The organism is Spirillospora sp. NPDC048819 (assembly GCF_040650055.1).
GTDB lineage: Bacteria > Actinomycetota > Actinomycetes > Streptosporangiales > Streptosporangiaceae > Spirillospora.
Genome location: NZ_JBEZGN010000030.1, coordinates 68,033 through 86,772 on the forward strand (window position 1 = coordinate 68,033; position 18,740 = coordinate 86,772).

15 protein-coding genes are annotated in these 18,740 nt (G+C 73.5%); 10 read left to right on the top strand and 5 right to left on the bottom strand.

What is annotated here, in order from left to right; all coding sequences use genetic code 11:
• Positions 1–5 precede the first annotated feature (5 nt).
• From AB0C35_RS32140 to AB0C35_RS32155, 4 genes are read left to right on the top strand one after another with little or no spacing between them, the layout of a single operon-like run.
• On the top strand, positions 6–719 hold the full coding sequence (locus AB0C35_RS32140) for a (Fe-S)-binding protein (RefSeq protein WP_358464181.1): 714 nt from the start codon (positions 6–8) through the stop codon (positions 717–719).
• A complete protein-coding gene (locus AB0C35_RS32145; RefSeq protein WP_358464184.1) occupies positions 716–2,185 on the top strand; it encodes a LutB/LldF family L-lactate oxidation iron-sulfur protein in 1,470 nt (489 codons plus the stop codon). The genes AB0C35_RS32140 and AB0C35_RS32145 overlap by 4 nt, the downstream gene beginning before the upstream one ends.
• On the top strand, positions 2,182–2,826 hold the full coding sequence (locus AB0C35_RS32150) for an LUD domain-containing protein (RefSeq protein WP_358464187.1): 645 nt from the start codon (positions 2,182–2,184) through the stop codon (positions 2,824–2,826). The genes AB0C35_RS32145 and AB0C35_RS32150 overlap by 4 nt, the downstream gene beginning before the upstream one ends.
• Positions 2,823–4,256: a rhamnulokinase family protein gene (locus tag AB0C35_RS32155; RefSeq protein WP_358464190.1), complete on the top strand. Its 1,434-nt coding sequence runs from the start codon at positions 2,823–2,825 to the stop codon at positions 4,254–4,256. Before AB0C35_RS32150 ends, AB0C35_RS32155 begins: the two co-directional genes overlap by 4 nt.
• A 343-nt stretch (positions 4,257–4,599) precedes the next feature.
• Here the strand turns inward: AB0C35_RS32155 and AB0C35_RS32160 are convergent, their stop codons facing one another.
• Positions 4,600–5,169: a transposase gene (locus AB0C35_RS32160; RefSeq protein WP_358464315.1), complete on the bottom strand. Its 570-nt coding sequence runs from the start codon at positions 5,167–5,169 to the stop codon at positions 4,600–4,602.
• A 125-nt stretch (positions 5,170–5,294) separates the two neighbouring features.
• Between AB0C35_RS32160 and AB0C35_RS32165 the strand changes: the two genes are divergently transcribed.
• The 3 genes from AB0C35_RS32165 (at position 5,295) to AB0C35_RS32175 (ending at position 12,003) form a co-directional block, all read left to right on the top strand.
• Positions 5,295–8,279 (top strand): AAA family ATPase, encoded by a 2,985-nt coding sequence (locus AB0C35_RS32165; RefSeq protein ID WP_358464193.1) that lies wholly within the window; start codon positions 5,295–5,297, stop codon positions 8,277–8,279.
• Positions 8,280–8,429: 150 nt separating this feature from the next.
• A complete protein-coding gene (locus AB0C35_RS32170) occupies positions 8,430–9,524 on the top strand; it encodes an alpha/beta hydrolase (RefSeq protein WP_358464195.1) in 1,095 nt (364 codons plus the stop codon).
• Position 9,525: 1 nt separating this feature from the next.
• Positions 9,526–12,003: a GMC family oxidoreductase gene (locus AB0C35_RS32175; protein ID WP_358464198.1), complete on the top strand. Its 2,478-nt coding sequence runs from the start codon at positions 9,526–9,528 to the stop codon at positions 12,001–12,003.
• 303 nt (positions 12,004–12,306) lie between these two features.
• On the opposite strand, the gene AB0C35_RS32180 is transcribed toward AB0C35_RS32175, so the two are convergent.
• The 4 genes from AB0C35_RS32180 to AB0C35_RS32195 all read right to left on the bottom strand — a co-directional run bounded on the left by AB0C35_RS32180 (position 12,307) and on the right by AB0C35_RS32195 (position 16,332).
• Positions 12,307–12,756 carry an SRPBCC family protein gene (locus tag AB0C35_RS32180; protein ID WP_358464201.1) on the bottom strand — a complete coding sequence of 150 codons (450 nt, stop codon included), beginning with the start codon at positions 12,754–12,756 and terminating at the stop codon, positions 12,307–12,309.
• A 96-nt stretch (positions 12,757–12,852) separates the two neighbouring features.
• Entirely contained in the window at positions 12,853–14,883 is a 2,031-nt protein-coding gene (locus AB0C35_RS32185; protein ID WP_358464204.1) for a CehA/McbA family metallohydrolase, read from the bottom strand.
• Positions 14,884–15,118: 235 nt separating this feature from the next.
• Positions 15,119–15,562, bottom strand: coding sequence for a PPOX class F420-dependent oxidoreductase (locus AB0C35_RS32190; RefSeq protein WP_358464207.1), 444 nt, complete (start codon positions 15,560–15,562; stop codon positions 15,119–15,121).
• 74 nt (positions 15,563–15,636) lie between these two features.
• Positions 15,637–16,332: a hypothetical protein gene (locus AB0C35_RS32195; RefSeq protein WP_358464210.1), complete on the bottom strand. Its 696-nt coding sequence runs from the start codon at positions 16,330–16,332 to the stop codon at positions 15,637–15,639.
• 415 nt (positions 16,333–16,747) lie between these two features.
• Between AB0C35_RS32195 and AB0C35_RS32200 the strand changes: the two genes are divergently transcribed.
• The 3 genes from AB0C35_RS32200 to AB0C35_RS32210 are packed head-to-tail and all read left to right on the top strand — an operon-like array spanning position 16,748 to position 18,723.
• Positions 16,748–17,236, top strand: a complete 489-nt coding sequence (locus AB0C35_RS32200) for a sigma-70 family RNA polymerase sigma factor (protein WP_358464318.1) — start codon at positions 16,748–16,750, stop codon at positions 17,234–17,236.
• Positions 17,233–17,961 (top strand): zf-HC2 domain-containing protein, encoded by a 729-nt coding sequence (locus AB0C35_RS32205; RefSeq protein ID WP_358464212.1) that lies wholly within the window; start codon positions 17,233–17,235, stop codon positions 17,959–17,961. Before AB0C35_RS32200 ends, AB0C35_RS32205 begins: the two co-directional genes overlap by 4 nt.
• Positions 17,962–18,012: 51 nt before the next feature.
• A complete protein-coding gene (locus tag AB0C35_RS32210; protein WP_358464215.1) occupies positions 18,013–18,723 on the top strand; it encodes a hypothetical protein in 711 nt (236 codons plus the stop codon).
• Positions 18,724–18,740 lie beyond the last annotated feature (17 nt).

Below are 18,740 nucleotides of genomic sequence, written 5' to 3' on the forward strand. Positions count from 1 at the left end.
GCCACATGAAGGTCGCGTTGTTCCTCACCTGTGTGAACGACACGATGTACCCGGAGACGGGCAAGGCGATGGTGCGGCTGCTGCGGCGGCTCGGCCACGACGTCGAGTTCCCGCCGGGGCAGACGTGCTGCGGGCAGATGCACCTCAACACCGGCTACCGGCGTCAGGCCCTCCACCTGGTGAAGGGGTTCGCGGAGACGTTCGAGCCCTACGACGCCGTCGTGACGCCGTCCGCGTCGTGCGCCGCGATGATCCGCGACTGGCACCCGAAGCTGGCGCCGCGGACCGCCGGGGTGGCCTCGCGCGTGCACGAGCTGTCGGAGTTCCTCGTGGACGTGCTCGGCGTCACCGACGTGGGCGCCTACTACCCGCACCGCGTCACCTACCACCCGACGTGCCACTCGCTGCGGATGCTGCGCGTCGGGGACCGGCCGCTGCGGCTGCTGCGCGAGGTCCGCGGCATCGACCTCGCCGACCTGCCGGACGCCGCCGAATGCTGCGGGTTCGGCGGGACGTTCGCGCTGAAGAACTCCGAGGTGTCGGCCGCGATGTGCGCCGACAAGGTCACCGCCGTCCGCAAGACCGGCGCCGGGACGCTGTGCGCCGCCGACAACTCCTGCCTGATGCACATCGGCGGCGCCCTCACCCGGACGCGCGCCGGGGTGCGGACCGTCCATCTGGCCGAGATCCTGGCCTCCACCGAGGAGGACCCCTCATGACCTCCGGTTCCGCGATGCCGACGTACGTCGGGATGCCGTCCTTCCCGGACGCGGCGCGGCGCGCGGTGGCCGACACGCGGCTGCGCGGCAACCTCGCCCACGCGACCACCACGATCCGGGGGCGGCGCGAGTCCGCCGTCGCCGAACTCGACGACTGGCCGGAGCTGCGCGAGGCGGGCAAGCAGATCAAGGACCACGTCCTGGAGAACCTCGGCCACTACCTGCGGCTCCTGGAGGAGAAGGTCACCGAGGCGGGCGGGACGGTGCACTGGGCGCGGGACGCGGGCGAGGCGAACCGGATCGTCGCCGGCCTGGTGAAGGCGACCGGCGAGACCGAGGTCGTCAAGGTCAAGTCGATGGCCACCCAGGAGATCGGCCTGAACGAGTTCCTCGCCGGGGAGGGCGTCACCGCCTACGAGACCGACCTCGCCGAGCTGATCGTCCAGCTCGGCGACGACCGGCCGTCGCACATCCTCGTCCCCGCCATCCACCGCAACCGCGCCGACATCCGCGACATCTTCCTCCGCGAGATGGAGGACGTGCCCGAGGGGCTGACCGACTCCCCCGCCGCGCTGGCCGAGGCGGCCCGCCGCCACCTGCGCGCCAAGTTCCTGTCGGCGAAGGTCGCCGTGTCGGGCGTGAACTTCGCCGTCGCCGACACCGGCACCCTCGTCGTCCTGGAATCGGAGGGCAACGGGCGGATGTGCCTCACGCTCCCCGAGACGCTGATCTCGGTGATGGGCGTGGAGAAGATCGTCCCGGCCTGGCGGGACCTGGAGGTGTTCCTGCAGCTGCTCCCCCGCTCGTCCACGGCCGAGCGGATGAACCCCTACACCTCCGCCTGGACGGGCGTGCACCCCGGTGACGGCCCGCGCGACTTCCACCTCGTCCTGCTGGACAACGGCCGCACCGACACGCTGGCCGACGAGGTGGGCCGGCAGGCGCTGCGCTGCATCCGCTGCTCCGCGTGCCTGAACGTGTGCCCGGTCTACCAGCGCGCGGGCGGCCACGCCTACGGGTCGCCGTACCCGGGGCCGATCGGCGCGATCCTGTCCCCGCAGATCAGGGGAATCGGGTCGGACGTGGACGCCTCGCTGCCGTTCGCGTCGTCGCTGTGCGGGGCGTGCTTCGACGCGTGCCCCGTCGCGATCGACATCCCGGAGGTGCTCGTCCATCTGCGGGCCCGCGCCGTCGAGAAGGGCCCCCGCCATCCGCTGGAACGGGTGGCGATGACGGCGGCCGGGTGGACGCTGCGCTCCCCCACCCGGCTCGGGCTCGCCCAGCGCGCCGCGTCCGCGAGCCGCCGCGTCGTGGGGCGCGGCGGCCGGATCCGGCGGCTGCCCGGCCCGCTCGGCGCGTGGACCGAGACGCGCGACGCCCCCGTCCCGCCGCCCGAGTCGTTCCGCGCCTGGTGGGCCCGCACGGACGGCGGACGCAACGAAGATCACTCAGGGGGGAACCCGTGAACGCGCGCGAGGAGATCCTCCGCCGGATCGAGGAGATCGTGCCCGCCCGCCCGGCCGCCGAGGTCGCCGCCTCCTACGGCAGGATCGGCCGGGGCTACCGGCGCCGCCACCACGACGGGTCACCGGCTGCGGGCGTCCTCGACCTGTTCGCCGAGCGGGTCGCCGACTACCGCGCGACGGTCCTGCGGGTCTCCCCGCCCGACGTGCCCGCGACGATCGCGGAGCGGCTCTCGGCCCGTCCCGGAACCTACGGCGTGCCCGGCGACCTTCCCGCGGAATGGCTCGCCGCCTCCCGGTCGGGGGCGGCGGTCCCGCTCGTCCGGGACCCGGAGATCGCGTCGCTGGACGGCCTGGCGGGCGCGGTTACCGGCTGCGCCGCCGCGATCGCCGAGACCGGCACGGTCGTCCTCGACCACGGCGCCGGGCAGGGGCCGCGCGCCCTGTCGCTCGTCCCCGACTACCACCTGATCGTCGTCCTGGCCGATCAGGTCGTGCCGGACGTGCCCGAGGCCCTGGAGCGGCTCGACCCGCACCGGCCGCTGACGTTCGTGTCCGGCCCGTCCGCGACCAGTGACATCGAGCTGTCGCGTGTGGAGGGCGTGCACGGCCCGCGCACGCTGGAGGTGCTGGTCGTCTCATGAGCCTCGCGACCTTCGCGGCCGTCGACCTCGGGGCGTCCAGCGGGCGCGTGATGGCCGGACGCGTCGGCCCGGACACCCTGGTCCTGGACGAGATCCGCCGTTTCGCCAACCGCCCCGTCCGCGTCAACGGCACCCTGCACTGGGACATCCTCGGGCTTTACGGCAACGTCCTCGACGGTCTGCGTTCGGCCCCGCCCGGCCTGGCCTCGGTGGGCATCGACTCGTGGGCCGTCGACTACGGCCTCCTGGACGGGAGCGGGCGCCTGCTGGGAAACCCCGTCCACTACCGCGACGCCCGCACCGACGGCGTGATGGAACGCGTGCGCGCGGAACTGGGCGACGACCTCCTCTACGGGATCTCGGGCCTCCAGTTCCTCCCGTTCAACACGATCTACCAGCTCGCCGCGGACGACCTGTCCCGGGCGGGCACGCTGCTGCTGATCCCCGACCTTCTCGCCTACTGGCTCACGGGCGAGATCGGCGCCGAGCGGACCAACGCGTCCACGACCGGCCTGCTCGACGTCCGCGACGGCACCTGGTCGCGGGACCTGCCGGCGCGGCTGAACCTCCCCGCGGAGATCCTGCCGCCCCTCCGGAGCCCGGGCGAGATCATCGGGCCCCTCCGCGGGGACGTGGCGGCCGAGACCGGCCACCCCGGTCTGCGGGTCGCCGCCGTCGGCTCCCACGACACCGCCTCCGCCGTCGCCGCCGTCCCCGCCACGACCGCCCGGTTCGCCTACATCTCCTGCGGCACCTGGTCCCTGGTCGGCGTCGAACTGGACGCGCCCGTCCTGACCGAGGCGAGCCGCAAGGCCAACTTCACCAACGAGGGCGGCGTCGACGGGACGGTCCGCTACCTGCGCAACGTCATGGGGCTGTGGCTCCTCCAGGAGTCCCTGCGGACCTGGGGCGACGCCGACCTGCCCGCCCTGCTCGCCGAGGCGGAGCACGTCCCGGGGCTGCGCCGCCTCGTCGACCCCGACGACCCGGAGTTCCTGCCGCCCGGCGACATGCCGGCCCGCATCGCCGCGCACTGCCGCCGCCGCGGCTTCCCCGCGCCGCTCACCCGCGCCGAGACGGTCCGCTGCATCCTGGACAGCCTCGCCCTGGCGCACCGCGCGACGCTCCGCCAGGCGTCCCGCCTGTCCGGCCGGGAAATCGAGGTGGTCCACCTGGTCGGCGGCGGCAGCCGCAACGACCTGCTGTGCCGCCTGACCGCCGACGCGGCCGGCCTCCCGGTCGTCGCGGGCCCGGTGGAGGCGACCGCCCTCGGCAACGTCCTGGCCCAGGCCCGCGCGCACGGCGCCATCGGAGACCGCGCGGAGTCCCGCGCGCTGGTGGCCAGAACCCAGTCCCTTCGCCGCTACACCCCGTCCGGCGACGAGTCGGCCTGGGCGTCCGCCGCCGCCCAACTCGGCCTGGAGCGCTGAAGGCGACCGGCCAGGGGCCGGACGAGGATGTCACGACGACGAGACGGTTTACCCTCCCGAGGTTGACAGGGCACGCCCCAGGACGGTTGATAGCAGTGAACGTCGGGAGCTGTGGAAGGCATGGTCACGGAGGATGCCGGTCCGTGGGATGACGCGCTGGTGGGAGCGTCGCCCCACCCTATTGACGTTCCACCCGATAGGGTGAATCCCACCAATTCCCAGGAACCGAAACCATAAGCATGATCACGGCGTATCGGCCGCCTGTTGTCGCTGTTGGGGTGTTGACGTGACTCCACCTACACGTGAGAGCGCAGGCTTCCTGCGTCGTCGATCAGGCGACGGCTCAGAGGGCCAGCCCAGCCCTGGCTGCGATATTGAGTGCTGCCACGCGGTCGGCGTGGTCGCCGTATCCGCACGCGATGCACTCGAAGCCCTCCCGGTCGCGGTTCTCCTTGGCGACCTGCCCGCATTCGGGGCAGGTGCGGGAGGTGTCGCGGGGGTTCACTCGGATCAGCTCGCGACCGGCGCACTCTGCCTTGTGCGCGAGGATGTCCAGAAACACCCCCCAACCCGCATCGAGAATGCTCCTGTTCAGCCCCGCCTTGGCGGCTGCCCCGTTCGACTCGAAAGTGCCGTCCACGGCCGGCCTGGGCTTGGGGCGACGGACCATGCTCGCCAGGGCCAGGTCTTCGTGCGCGATCACGTCCGCGCCGCGCACCAGAAAGTTCGCGGCCTTGTGCGCGTGATCCAGACGCTGCCGCCGGATCTTGGCATGCAGCCGGGCCACCTTGCGAGCGGCCTGCCGATGCTTCTCAGCGCGATCCTTGACCTTGGTCTTCTTGGGGAACGCGTCCAGTTCACGTTGTGCGGCGGCGAGCCGAGAAGCAAGCGGCTGGGGATCCGTCCGCCGTATGCGAACAGCTCACCCCCATCCCGTCAGCAGGCGATCACCGAGGTTCATCGGCGCTCCGCGTCGAAGCCGGGTAAGCGAGTCCCCCGCTGGTCGAAGCCGGCGGCCTCCTCGCAAGAAGGGGCATGATGGAGGGTCGTGCGGCCCGCGACGCCGGGGCTCGGTCCGGCAACGCTCCGCTGGTTGGGCGACAGGTCGCGCTGCAGGAGATCGGCCGCGTTCTCGACGCGGCCGAGCGCGGCCACGGCTTCCTGGCGCTGGTCGGCGAGCCGGGCGCGGGCAAGACGCGGCTGCTGAACGAGCTGGCGGACGCGGCAATCGCGCGCAAGCTGCCGTTCGCGGCGGGCCGCGCGGCGGAGTTCGAGCAGGAGATGCCGTTCGGCGCCGTGGTCGACGCCCTCGACGACCGCCTCGAAGAGCACACCCTGAACCTGTCCCCCGCGGCGCTGCGGCTACTCGGGACGGTGTTCCCCGCGCTGGGCGACCTGACCGACCCGGCCCAGGTCACCGGCGGAGCCGGCTCCCCCGACTCGCACGTGGCCCGGTACCAGCTGCACCGCACCGTCCGGCACCTGCTGGAGGACCTCGCCGACCCGGACGGGCTCGTGCTGATCCTGGACGACCTCCACTGGGCCGACGACGCGACGATCGAGCTGATGGACCATCTGGTCCGGCATCCGCCGCGCGCGCGGGTGCTGATGGCGATCGCCTACCGGCCCGCGCAGGCGTCGCCGCGGCTGGCGGCGCTGGTGGACGCCGCGGGCCCGCAGGGCGTGCGGGTCACCGCCGATCCGCTCACCCAGAGCGAAGTGGCGGAGTTCCTCGGGCCGGGCGTGAGCCGGTCGCGCTGCGAGGCGCTGTTCAAGGCCAGCGGCGGCAATCCGTTCTACCTGGAGGCCCTGTCGAAGATGGGCGACGGGGCCGGCGCTGCGGGGCGCGACGGACAGCGGCCGCGGGGCGGGGAGAACGGCGTCACGAGCCTGACCGAGGTGCCGCCCGCGGTGCGGGCCGCGCTGCAGGTGGAGCTGAGCGCGCTGCCGCCCGAGGCGCTGCTGATGGCGCGTGGCGCCGCCGTCGCCGCGGACGTGTTCGAGCCCGCCCTCGCCGCGGTGGCCGCGGAGATGGAGCAGAACGCCGCCCTGACCGCGCTGGACGTGCTGACCGGCCATGACGTGGTCCGTCCCGCGCCGGGTGGGCGGTTCCGGTTCCGGCATCCGCTGGTGCGGCACGTCGCCTACGCCTCGACGGCGGCGGGCTGGCGGATCGCCGCGCATTCGCGGGTGTCGGCGCGGCTGTCGGAGCTGGGCGCCCCTGCGGCCGTCCGGGCCCACCACGTGGTGCGGTCGGCGCGGTTCGGCGACCGGGAGGCGATCGGGACGCTGGTGGAGGCCGCCCGCGTCGTCGCGCTCCAGGCGCCCGGCACCGCCGCGTACTGGCTGAAGGCGGCGCTGGAGCTGATGCCGGACGCCGCCGCGCAGGACCCGGACAGGTCCGGCTATCCGGACAAGGTGGAACTGCTGGTCGAGCTGGCCCACATGCAGGCCGTCAGCGGCCACGCCGAGGAAGGCCGCGAGACGGCCCGCACGCTGCTGCGGGTGCTGCCGCCCGACGACACCGTCCGCCGTGCCCGGACGGTCCACATGTGCGCGATCATGGAACGGCAGGTCGGCCGGATCCACGAGGCCCGCGCGATCGTCCTGGACGAGCTGCGCCGCACCACCGACCGGCAGACCCCCGAGGCGGTGCTGCTGCGGATCCGGCTCGTCGCCGACCGCATCCAGCGGGCGGACGGACGCGGGTCGCAGGCCATCCTGGACACCATCCCCGACAGCGCCCCCGGGTGGGGGCCCGGGCTGACGGCGGCGGTCGCGTCGATGCGCCCGATCGTCGCCTACGTCCGGGGAGAGGTCGAGGAGGCCATCGGCCACGCGCAGACCGCCGACGAGCTGTTCTCGGCCGCGTCCGACAACGACTTCGCCGACTGCCTGGACTGCTTCGCCTGGCTGGTGTTCGCCGAGTCGTTCCTCGGCATGTACGACCCGGCGCTGCGGCACGCGGAGCGGCTCGTGTCGATCACCCGGACGACGGGGCAGACGTTCATCCTCGGCTACATGCTCGCCGGGCAGTCCCGCGTCCTGGCGCAGCTGGGGCGCATGGAGGAGGCCGCCGCCCTCGCCGACGAGGCGGCCGCGGTCGGCCGTGACCTGCGCTCGCAGGAGGTGCTGGCCTACGGGCTGATCCAGCAGTGCCTGACGGCGAGCTGGATGGGCGACCACGACCGGGCGCTGCGGGCCGGTGAGGAGGCCGTCGCCAACGACACCGGGTCGGGCGAGTGGTGGACGCACATGGCGCACGTCGCCCGCGCCCTCGCGATCGTCAACGAGGGCCGGCTGGAGGAGGGCGCCGCCGCGCTGATCGCCGCGTGCGGCGACGGCACCCTCGGCCTGGACTTCAGCACGCTGGTGATCTGCGCGGAGGCGCTCGCGGGCGTCCGCGCCGCGCAGGAGGACGCCGCCGACGCCGCCGGCTGGGCCGACATCGCCGAGGCGATCGCCGATCCGAGGCTGACCGGTGACGTCGGCGTGGCGCGGCTGACCCGCGCCCACGCGATCCGCGCCGCGGACCCGGCCGCGTCGGCGGCGCTGGCCGCCGAGGCCGCCGACCTGCTCGCCAAGGCGGGGCGCCGCCCGGAGGCGGGACGCGCCGAACTGGCCGCCGGCATCGCGCACGCCGCCGCCGGCGACCGCGCCCGGGCCCGCGAGCGGGTCCGGGCGGCGGCGGAGACCTTCGAGGCGTGCGGGCTGCACGGGCTGCACGCCCAGGCCGTCCGCGAGCAGCGGCGGCTCGGCGTCCGGGTGCCCGCGCCGGGCGGGCGCTCCACGGCGGGGCAGGCCAAGGGCGGGAAGGGCGCGAGGGAGAAGCTGCCGTTCGGGCTGTCGCCGCGCGAGCATGAGATCGCCATGCTGGTCGTGGAGGGCTGCAGCAACCAGCAGATCGCCGAGCGGCTCTACCTGAGCGTCCGGACGGTCGAGACCCACCTGTCCCGCGTGTTCGCCAAGATCGGCGTCTCCTCGCGGGTCGGGGTGGCGACCAAGATGAACCGCCCAGAGTGAACCACACCGGCTGATTCCGACTCTTAGTTCACGTAGGTCCCGTACGTTCGGCCCGTCCGGCGGCGCACGTAAGTACGGGTTCTCCACGATGCCGCGCCGATGTACGCGTTTGGCAGGGTTGGGGCGTCAGGAACCGGAGGGGATGGACACATGGACCAGCAGCGGATCGCGCGCTTCACCCGCGCGGGCGTCGCCGACGCCGAGGTGTCCGCCCACCCCTTCGCCACCGAAGACGGGCTGGGGCTGGACCTGACCCGGTTCCGCCGCGCCGACTGCGACGACGTGGTCCTGCTGGTGCACGGGCTGACGACGTCCAGCGACATGTACATGATGCCGGAGCACACCAACCTGGTGAACTTCCTGCACGACGCCGGGTTCGGCGACGTGTGGGCGCTGGACTTCCGGATGAGCGGGCGGTTCCCCTACAACGCCGAGACCCACCGCCACGATCTCGACGACGTGGCGCTGTACGACCACCCGGCCGCGCTGGCCGAGCTGCGCCGCCACATCGGGGACCGGCGGGTCCACGTGATCACGCACTGCCTGGGCTCGGTGTCGTTCTCGATGGCGCTGTTCGCCGGGACGGTCACCGGCATCACCAGCCTGACCTGCAACAGCGTCTCACTGACCCCGCGGACGCCGGCCTGGTCGAGGATCAAGCTGGGGTACGGGCCGGCGATGATGGAGTACGTCCTCGGACCGTGCCAGCTCGACCCCCGCTACGGCACGGCGCCGGTGCTGACCCGCGGCTGGATGCTCGCCAAGGCGATCGCGCCGTTCCACCGCTCGTGCGACGAGCCCGCGTGCCACATGCTCAGCTTCATGTGGGGCGGCGGGAAGCCGATCTTCTCGCACGACAAGATGTCGCCGGTCACGCACGGCCGGCTGCCCGACCTGTTCGGGGCCTGCAACGTCCACTACTACCGGCACATGCACAAGATGGTGAAGGCCGGCCGGGCCGTGAAGTACGACCGCCGCGACCCCGGCCACGCGGACCTGCCGGACGACTACCTCGCGGACGCCGCGTCGGTCACCACCCCGATCCTGTTCCTCACCGGAGACCGCAACCACGTGTTCACCGACTCCAACATCGTCTGCCACCGCCTGCTCGAATCGGTCACGCCCGGTCTGCACGAGCTCGCGATCCTGCCCGGCTACGGCCACCAGGACCCCTTCATGGGCGCGAACGTCGACGCCGAGGTGTTCCCCCAGGTCCTCGACTTCTTGAAGCGGAAGGCGGGCTGACATGGAGCACGTGAACGCCGAGCATGTCGACGCCGTCGTCGTCGGGTCCGGGTTCGGAGGGTCCGTCGCCGCGTACCGGCTGGCGGAGGCCGGGCGGTCGGTCGTCCTGCTGGAGCGCGGGCAGCCGTACCCGCCGGGCACCTTCCCGCGGTCGCCCCACGAGCTGGGACGCGCGTTCTGGGACCCGGCCGCCGGGCTGTACGGAATGTTCGACGTGTGGCGCTTCAAGGGCTGCGACTCCGTCGTGTCGTCGGGCCTCGGCGGCGGCTCCCTGATCTACGCGAACGTGCTGCTGCGCAAGGACGAGCACTGGTTCGTCCACGACCGGCCGCTGCCCGGCGGCGGGCACGAGCCGTGGCCGGTCTCGCGGGCCGACCTCGACCCGCACTACGACGCGGTCGAGAAGATGCTGGGCGCGACGCCGTACCCGCTCGACCAGGTCCCCTTCGACGACACCCCGAAGACGCACGCGATGCAGGACGCGGCGGCGGAGCTGGGGCTGCAGTGCACGCTGCCGCCGCTGGCGGTCAGCTTCGCCTCCCAGCCGGGCGGGCAGCCCGCGCTGAGCCTGCCGATCGCGGACGCCGGGTACGGCAACATCCACGGCGTCCCGCGGCGGACGTGCCGGCTGTGCGGCGAGTGCGACATCGGCTGCAACGAGGGCGCCAAGAACAGCCTCGACCACACCTACCTGTCGGCGGCGGCGCACCACGGCGCCGACATCCGCACGTCCCGCGAGGTGAAGGCGCTGCGGCCGCGGCCCGGCGGCGGGTACGAGGTCGACTACGTCCACCACGCGGATCTGACGGCGAAGAAGAGCCGCCCGCCCGTCCAGACGATCACGTGCGACCGGCTGATCCTGGGCGCCGGCACCTACGGCACGGCGTACCTGCTGCTGAAGTCGCGGGAGGCGTTCCCCGGGCTGAGCGACGCGCTCGGCACCCGGTTCAGCGGCAACGGCGACCTGCTGACGTTCCTGCTGCGGGCCAAGGACCGCAACCGGGTCCGGCCGCTGAACGCCAGCCGCGGCCCGGTGATCACCACCGCGATCCGGCTGCCGGACGAGCTGGACGGCGTGCCCGGCGCGGGCCGCGGCGCCTACATCGAGGACGGCGGCTACCCCGGGTTCACCGACTGGATCGTCGACGGCTTCGACATCGGCAACGACTTCGAGCGTGCGGTGAAGTTCCTGTGGGACCGGTTCACCGACCTGTTCCGGGACGCGCCGGACACCAACCTGTCCAAGGAGATCTCGGACCTGATCGGCGACGGCGCCCTCACGGTCAGCTCGCTGCCGCTGCTCGGCATGGGCCGTGACGCCGCCGACGGGCGGCTGCAACTGAAGGACGGCCGGCTCGCCGCCGACTGGACGGCCGAGACCAGCGAGGAGCTGTTCAACCGGGTCCGCAAGACCATGCAGCGCATCGCGGACGTCCTCGGCGCCCACTACGCCGACAACCCGATGTGGTTCCGCAAGCGCATCATCACCGTCCATCCGCTGGGCGGCGCCCCCATGGGCGCCCACCCGGGCGAAGGCGTCTGCGACGCCTTCGGCGAGGTGTTCGGGTTCCCGGGCCTCTACATCGCCGACGGGGCGGCGATGCCGGGACCGGTGGGCCCGAACCCCTCGCTCACGATCGCCGCGCAGGCCGACCGGCTGTCGACGCGGCTGCTGGAGGACGCGTCCGCACAACGGGGTGCGGGCGGTTCCGCCACGACCGTCCCGTCTGCCACGGGGGCCGAGCCGGCCGGGGGAGCCGGCTCGCCGGACGGGGCGGGGAACGGCTCGGCGTACGGTCCGGATTCGGGGCGCCGCGGAGGGTCACGGGGACCGTCCACCGCGGCGGCGGACCGTACGTCGCTGTCGTTCACCGAGGAGATGAAGGGGTTCGTCACCTACGGGGAGACCGATCCGCGGATCGGTGAGATGGCCGACGGCCGCCGGCCGCTGTCGTTCCGGCTGACGATCACCGCGGAGGACACCGACCGGTTCCTGGCCGAGCCGGACCACGAGGCGCGCGCCGAGGGGTGGGTCGACGCCGCCGGCCACGGGGGCCGCTGTCCCGTGGAACGCGGCAGGTTCAACCTGTTCGTCGCCCAGCACGGCCCGGACGGGCCGGACGACGAGCGCGGGACGGACGACCGGCGGCTGATGAAGTACCGGCTGTTCTACACCGACGGCGACGGCGCGCGGCGCACGCTGAGCGGGCGGAAGGACGTCCTGCAGGGTCCGCCGACGCGGATCTGGCCGGACACGTCCACGCTGTACGTGCGGGTCCTGGACGGCCATGTCGGCGAGGACGAGGAGGACGGCGCCGAGGTCGTCGCGGCGGGTGTGCTGCACATCCAGCTGACGGACTTCGTGCGGCAGCTCACGACGTTCCGCACGTCGGGGCCGGACGGGGTGGAGAAGCTGCTGCGCTTCGGCAGGTTCTTCGCCGGTGAGCTGTGGGAGGTCTACGGCCCCGATCCCGTGTGAGCGGGAGGGGCCCACGGGGGGCCTAGTTCGTGCAGGCCGAGGGAACTGCGGGGTGCTCTCGGCCTGCACCTTTTCCGCCGGGGGCCGCGCGGGGGGTCGCGCGGCCTCCGGCCTGCTTACTGCAGTCCAGGCCCACTGCGCTCGCCTGGCGGCTCGCTCCGTGACCTGGCCTGTGCGACCGCGAATCGCTTCGCGATCTTCCCGGTGAGGCTCGCCTTCGGCTTAGCCTCACCGGTCAGGTCCCGCGCTCGCGTGCGGGGCCGGGGTCGTTGCCGAAACACGCTTCCGCCGCAGCCGGATGGCTTAGATGTCGCCGGCCTGGCGGGCCGGGCAGTTCGGGGGGCAGTTCTCGACGTGCGCGGGCAGCCAGCGGGTGAAGGACGAGAGCATGAGCCGGAACACCAGCCGCAGCAGGGGGCCGGTGCCGGGGATCAGCGGCTCTAGCTCCGCCTCCCAGCGGATGGCGGTGCCGGAGTCGCGGGCCTCCAGGTGGACGTCCGACCGGTAGCGGCGGACGGGGAGCCCCGACAGGGCGATGTAGCCGAAGTGCGTGTACGGCTCGTAGGCGACGGTCTGCTCACTGGCGGGCCAGATCTTCTTGACCGTCCCGACGCCGTATGCGGTCGTGTCGCCCTTGCGGGTCTGCTTGGCGGCAATGGGGAACTTGCCCCACGCGCCCCACGCCTCGGGGACGGCCAGATGCCGGAACAGGTCCTCGGGCGTGGCGGTGGACGTGGCGGTGGCCTGGATCATTACCGCAAGGTAGCCAGCCGGGCGCCGCGGCACAAGCGCTTCCCCGGGGCCGTGTCAGTGCTCACTTGCAAACGGGCCCGTCCCCGCCCGCACATGTCAGCCGCCGGTGAGGCGGGCGGTGTAGACGGCGCGTGCCGCGTCCAGCAGGTCGAGGTGGGTGACGAGTTGGTTCGGGTCGTCGATGCGGGCGGCGCGGCGGAGCAGGTCCTCCAGCCGGTCGAGGTACTCCAGGCACCAGCGCAGGTCCGCTTCGCGTGCGACGTGCCGTCCGTCCACGTGCAGGTGGACGGGGCTGGTGTGCGCGAACGCGCCGGAGTGGTGCATGGAGCGCTCGTGCTGCGGGCCGATGGCGACGGCGACGACATACGTCGGGCCGCCGGCGGTGAACTCGGCGGTGACCTCCCCCGGCGGGCCCTCGGCGAGGACGCCGCCCGCGGTGCGCAGTTCGATGCGGAGCACTTCAGGGCCGATCGTGCGCGCGGTGACGGTGACGCGTTCCCCTGGGGCGACGTCCAGGACGTCCCCTGGGCCGTGACCGTTCACGTCCAGTTCCAGCCAGGGGCCGGTGGTGGCGAACGTGCGTCCGCGGCGGATCGCTTCGGCGAAGGACGCGGCGGTCAGCGGGCCGTCCACCCGTGCGTAGACGCGTTCCCATCCGGGCGGGCTGGATTGGTTGCCGCGCCGCTGGAACGACAGCATCGCGTCGGTCCCGGCGGTGACGGCCAGGGTGTTGCCGGCGCCGAGCAGCCGCCGGTACACGATCGCGGTCGTCTGGATCGAGGAGTGGTTGAGGACGTCGAGGGAGTCGATGAGGCCGAGCGCGGCGTCGGCGACGATCTCGCGGGACGAACAGTTGCGGCCGCCGGCGAGCGCCGCGGCGGGCGGGTCGTCCTCGCTCATGGGGATGTGGAACGGGTGGCTGTACCCGAGGACGGCGCCGAGGTCGCGCAGTTCGCGGCAGCCCACGCCGTTCGGCGGGAAGTCGGCGGTGCCGAGGAACCCGGTGTGGAACCTCCCGGGCGGTGCGGTGACGCCGAACGCGTACAGGTGGCCGAGAAGGTCGTTGCGGTATTCGACGCCGAGGCGGGCGAGGTGGGTGGCGTCCGACCACGGCATGTCGCGCCCTGCCCAGTGTTCCAGGGCCTCGCGGTCGTAGACGCGCTGTGAGGCGACGTTGCCTGCGACGAGGTTGAGGACGTGCAAGTCCTCCCCGTGCTGGACGGCGGCGGCCTGCGCGGGCGTCCCAACGGTGTCGCCGGCCCAGTTCATGTGGACGTGCATGTCCCCGCCGTACCAGCCCCTGGCGGCGGCGTCGTAAAGCCGGCGCGGGGACAGTTCGACGAGCGTCTCCACACCCACGCCCGGGGCGACCTCGGTTTCGGCGGTGTCGTACTCCATCCCTCTGGTGACGCGCACGGTGAGGGGTTCTGCGGGCACGTCGAGGACGATGTCGTCGCCGTGGAAGTAGGGGAGGCGGTGGGCGTCGATCCGGTGCGGGGCGCCCGGCGGGTACCAGCCGTGCCCGTCGGCGCCCACGACCGTCCACCGGCAGGGGAGGCCGGCGCGCAGCCGGAGCCGTCCGGCGAGGGCCTGCCGGGTGAGCGGGCCCAGGGGGACGCGGGTCCCGTCGACGGTGACGTGGCCGTGCGACGTCACCGGGACGAGCCGCGCGCCGCGCGCCGGGATTTCGTGGTCGGCGCCGTCCACCCGGACGACGACCGGGGCGTCCCGCGAGGAGTCGATGAGCAGGGTGGTGCGGACGGGGTCGTCGTCCAGCACCGCCCGCGGGACGGCCTCCAGGGACACGCCGCCCGGTGTGACGCGCAGCGCGGGAAGGTTGTCCAGGACCCGGCCGCCGAGCGCGTCCCGGACGACCTCGTGCACGTCGAGGTCCAGGATGCGGGCGTCGATCTCCTCGTCGGACGCGCCGGGGTGCGCGTCGACGACCTTGCGCAGGCAGGTGATCCAGTAGTCGTGCTCGTCCATCAGGAAGGCGCTGGCGGCGATCTGCCGGACGTAGCCGATCGGGTCCTCACCCCAGGTGGGGCCGTGCTCGCGCAGCAGCGCCCGGTACTCCTCCAGGGCCCGCTGGACCTCGGGCGGGTGCAGCGCGTCCGCGTCGCACATCGTCCCTCCCGGTGATCGGCGGCCCCGTGGTGGGTGGTGCCGTGGTGGGTAGTGCCGTGATGGGCGGTGCCGTGGTCGGCGGCGCCGTCAGAGTGTCACGGAACCCGCTCGCCGCCCAGCGGCCGCCGCCCCCGCGGCGCGTTTCCCGCGCCGCGGGTGGTGGAACGTTCGACTCGGTAGAAGGATCCTCCGCCCGGCGTGCCCGAACGGGCCCGGCACGCCCGAACCGGCGCGGTCAGCGGGCGATGCCGTACAGGCGCTCGACGTGGAGGCGGATGACGAGGCGGCGGTCCTCGACCATGGCGCGGCGGTAGTCGTCCCAGTCGGGGTGTTCGCCGCGGATGTCCCGGTACACCGCGACGAGTTCCTCCACGGCGGCGTCACCGGGGTCGGCGGCGACGGCCGACAGGTCCGCGTCGCCCTCGGCGACCGCGTACGACCAGCCGTCCGGGGAGCTGACATGCAGGCTCGCCCGCGGGTCGCGGGCCAGGTTGCGGGCCTTGGCGCGGTCGGCGGTGACGGAGATCCGGACGAGCCGGCGGTCCGGGTCGAAGTGGTAGTTGATGTTGGAGAGCTGGGGCCGCCCGTCGCGCTTGAGGGTGGCCAGCACCCCGAGATCGCGTCCCGCCACCAGCTTCACCAGCGCCGTGTCCATCGCCGGCACCGCGTCGTCCACCATCGTCCGCCTCCGTGGGAAGTTCGGGTTTCAGGCGACAACCCCGCGCCGGATCGATCCCTTCCCGCCCCGGGCCGCTACCTGGACGCGAGGGCGGGGAAGTCGAGGACGCGGGCGCCGGGGGCGGGCCCGGCGTCCGGTCCCCGCTCGCCGCCCGGGTCGCCCGTGTCGCCCCTGCCGTCGCGGCGGGCGGCGCGGCCGGTGAGGATGTGGCCGCGGAACGCCGCGCCCTTCGCGGTCACCTTGATGGCCTGGAACGCCCGCGGCGGCAGCGCGCAGAACCCGGTCCGGACGACGTCCTCGAACAGCGAGTCCGAGACGACGTAGGCCAGGTCGCGGTCCGCGTCGTCCACCAGCAGGCGGCGCAGCGGCGCGGCGTCCAGCAGCCGCTGGACGACGATGGGCGCGTCGCCGGCGGGCCCGAACGGCCCGGCCGTCAGCGTGCCGTGGTGCAGGGAGAGCCGCACCCTCAGCCGGAAGCGGCCCGCGTCCCGGTTGACCTCCCGCAGTGCCTCGGCGAGGCCGATGACGAAGTCGCCGGCCACCGGTGCGGGGTCGATGCCGTCCGGCAGCGTGGCGAGTTCGCCGTCCCCGCCGACCTGTTTGTCCCAGCGGCCGCGGTCGAGGCCGACGCCGCGCGCCGCGTGGTCGAGCGCGTCCGACAGCCGCCGCTGCGCGAGCAGCTGCTCGCGCGTGTCGCGCTTGCTGTACCCCTGGATGTCCACCGCCAGCAGCAGGCGGTAGGCGAGCTGCGTGTTCCCGTTCCCTTTCATGACTATGCCGATCCGCCCCTCGGTCCTCTATGGGCAAATGGGCCCGATGCCCGCATTCGCTCCAAGTGTGGAGTGAGCGTTGCCCGGCGGAGGTCCGCGGGTTCGGCATTAGGACGCGGCCCGGCGGCGGCCCGCGCCAAGGGTAAGGAAAACATATCGAACTAGTAAGGGATGAACTGGAAAATCCATGGCGAACCGGGCGCTGTTGAACCGTCGGCCGCCGGGATCCCGTACTGCCTCCCAACGTGACACCAGGCTCACGGTCACCGCGCCGCCCAGCCCCCGCAACCGCCGGAGACCCCCGATGGCCCACAGATCACCGACCGCCGTGTCGGCCCCCCGAGAACGACCCGCCGGCACGTGGAGCTGGTTCCGCGGCCCGCAGCCCTCGGGCGGTGTGGACGACCAGGTGATCGTGACCGAGCTGTACCGGGTGTACGGGCGCCCGCTGCTGTCGTTCGTGCTCCGCCTCACCGGCGGCGACCGGCACTGGGCCGAGGACGTCGTGCAGGAGACCATGATCCGCGCGTGGCGAAGCGCGCACCAGCTCGACGAGAACGCGACCTCCCTGCTGCCGTGGCTGGCGACGGTCGCCCGCCGGATCGTCATCGACGACCAGCGCCGCAAGAACGCCAGGCCGCAGGAGGCGGGCGAGGGCCCGCTGGAGAACATGCGCGTCCCCGACGGGTTGGAGGATCTGCTGCGCTCCGTCGTCGTGTCCGAAGCCCTCCTCGCGCTGTCCCCCGCCCACCGCGAGATCCTCAACGAGACGTTCTTCCGGGACCGCTCGGTGAACGAGGCCGCAAAGCATCTCGGCATCCCCGTGGGCACGGTGAAGTCCCGGGTCTACTACGCGCTCCGGGCGCTGCGCGTCGCCCTGGAGGAGAGGGGTGTGACGCCATGAGCGCGGACATGCTGCACATCGACGTCGGCGCCTACGCCCTCGGCCTGCTGGAGGAGCCCGACCGGCGCGCGTTCGAGGCGCACCTGTCGACGTGCGCTTCCTGCCACGAGGAGCTCGGCGAGCTGCGCGGGATCGCGCGGACGCTGGACGGCATCGGGCCGATCGCCGAACCGGCGGGCGCGATCCCGGTGCCGCCGGAGCCCGCGGTCGTCTCCGACCTGATGCGGCACCGGATCCGCAGCCGGCGGCGGTACCGCGCGGCGCGGGCGCTGGCCGCGGCCGCCGCCGGGGTCGTCCTGCTCGGCGGGGCGCTCGGCACCGGGTTCACGCTCGGCGCCGACCGGGAACAGGCACCGCCCGCCCGGCCCGACACCGGGACGGCGGCGGCGCTGATGCGGGACGGGCAGAAGGTGTCGGCGTCCGACGCGGGCACCGGCGTGACCGGGACGGTCGCGATGCAGGGCAAGGCGTGGGGCAGCCGGATCGGGCTGCGGCTCAGCAAGGTCCGCGGGCCGCTGCGGTGCGAGCTGGTCGCCGTGGACGCGCGGGGCGACGCGCACACGGTCGCCGGCTGGTCCGTCCCCGCCAAGGGGTACGGGCTGCCCGGGTCCGCGCAGCCGCATCTGACGCTGCAGGGCGGAACGGCGCTGAACCCCGAGGAGATCAGCCGGTTCGAGGTCCGGACCATCGGTGAGGGCCGCACGCTGCTGACCGTCCCGGCGTGAGGGCCGCGGCCGCCTTACGCGACGGCGCCGCGTGTCTCATAGGCTGATGCGGTGAGTGCGACCCGATCGTCCGCGAGTCCGGAGCTGATGCTGCCGGGGCTGCGCGAGGTGTACGCGGCCTACGTCCGGGAGGCCGGCGCCCTGCCGTCGCTGCCCGGCCCGCTGCAGGCGGAGGTGTGGGTGTCCGCGCAGCTCGGCGGCCTGGAGGCCGCGGCCCCGCACGCGCAGGGGCGGCGCGCCGCGCTCGGCGATCTGATCACGTGCCTGCGGGCGGCGGCGACGCCGGGCGCGCGGGCGTTCCTGCGGGCGCTCGCCGTGATCGGCCCGGTGGAGGGGCGCAAGGCGGCCGGACGCGCGGCCGGCGAGCTCGGCGACGTTCCGGCGGCGCCCTGGGAGGGGTCGCTCGGACGCGTCGTCCCCGGCCAGGTGTGGCTGATCCAGGAGGGGCCGCTGGACGGCGACCGCCTCGTCTGCGAGTTCCGCTACGAGGAAGCGGGCACGCGCGGCATGCACGCGCTGGCGGTGCGGCTGTCGCACGGCGACGTCCCCTCCGAGGTGGTGATCGTCGGGGACGTCCCGGCGCTGATGGGGGCGGCGCGGCAGGCGATGCAGGCCGAGCTGTGCGTCGTCCAGCCCTACGACCCGGCGGCCGTCGGGCGGCGGCTCCGCGCCGCACTCGGCACCGCGGAGCCGCTGCCCGAGGGGTGCTATCCGGCGCTGGCGCTGGCCCGCCACCGCGCCGCCCTCCTGCCCGGCGGCTGACCCGGCCGCAGCGCCCC

Coding starts and splice junctions, on each gene's coding strand:
- AB0C35_RS32180 (WP_358464201.1), bottom strand. CDS start 12,756: ATGATCCAGGCCACCGCCACGTCCACCGCCACGCCCGAGGACCTGTTC.
- AB0C35_RS32195 (WP_358464210.1), bottom strand. CDS start 16,332: ATGAAAGGGAACGGGAACACGCAGCTCGCCTACCGCCTGCTGCTGGCG.
- AB0C35_RS32155 (WP_358464190.1), top strand. CDS start 2,823: ATGAGCCTCGCGACCTTCGCGGCCGTCGACCTCGGGGCGTCCAGCGGG.
- AB0C35_RS32170 (WP_358464195.1), top strand. CDS start 8,430: ATGGACCAGCAGCGGATCGCGCGCTTCACCCGCGCGGGCGTCGCCGAC.
- AB0C35_RS32175 (WP_358464198.1), top strand. CDS start 9,526: ATGGAGCACGTGAACGCCGAGCATGTCGACGCCGTCGTCGTCGGGTCC.
- AB0C35_RS32185 (WP_358464204.1), bottom strand. CDS start 14,883: ATGTGCGACGCGGACGCGCTGCACCCGCCCGAGGTCCAGCGGGCCCTG.
- AB0C35_RS32165 (WP_358464193.1), top strand. CDS start 5,295: ATGGAGGGTCGTGCGGCCCGCGACGCCGGGGCTCGGTCCGGCAACGCT.
- AB0C35_RS32190 (WP_358464207.1), bottom strand. CDS start 15,562: ATGGTGGACGACGCGGTGCCGGCGATGGACACGGCGCTGGTGAAGCTG.
- AB0C35_RS32140 (WP_358464181.1), top strand. CDS start 6: ATGAAGGTCGCGTTGTTCCTCACCTGTGTGAACGACACGATGTACCCG.
- AB0C35_RS32145 (WP_358464184.1), top strand. CDS start 716: ATGACCTCCGGTTCCGCGATGCCGACGTACGTCGGGATGCCGTCCTTC.
- AB0C35_RS32205 (WP_358464212.1), top strand. CDS start 17,233: ATGAGCGCGGACATGCTGCACATCGACGTCGGCGCCTACGCCCTCGGC.